Here is a 421-nt window from a genome sequence, read left to right as displayed (position 1 = left end):
CCACCGGGGTCACAGTGACCCGCCTGATCGAGGAGCACAAGCATCCAGAACACGGTTATCGGGCCTGCCTGGGGTTACTGTCTCTGGCCAAACGCTATGGCAAATTACGACTGGAAGCCGCCTGTGTTCTGGCTCTTCAGATCGGTACCTGCAAATACCGCCATGTCCGCGACATTCTGGTCAATAACCGCGACCAGATCGCTCACTCCCCCGCAACCGAATGGATCAGCCCGGATCACCCCCATGTGCGGGGCCCGGCTTACTACCAATAGGACACAAGATCATGATGATGCAGACTACACTGGCGCAATTGCGCACCTTGAAACTGAATGGATTGGCCACCGGCCTTGAGGAACAACTGACCCAGTCGGGCATGGCCGGCATGAGCTTTGAAGAGCGCTTGGCACTGCTGATTGACCGG

Annotated in this window: 2 pseudogenes; both read left to right on the top strand. The window is 57.5% G+C overall.

From position 1 onward, the window contains the following. Positions 1–272 (top strand): annotated as a pseudogene (locus IV91_RS0114355) (IS21 family transposase); the annotation flags it as partial. A gap of 11 nt (positions 273–283) precedes the next feature. Beyond that, positions 284–421: pseudogene (locus IV91_RS20055) on the top strand (AAA family ATPase); the annotation flags it as partial.

Origin of the sequence: Ferrovum myxofaciens, from assembly GCF_000735045.1 — a bacterium.
Lineage (GTDB): Bacteria > Pseudomonadota > Gammaproteobacteria > Burkholderiales > Ferrovaceae > Ferrovum > Ferrovum myxofaciens.
The sequence above is the reverse complement of the archived record's forward strand: the minus strand, read 5'-3'. Positions and strand labels throughout refer to the sequence as shown.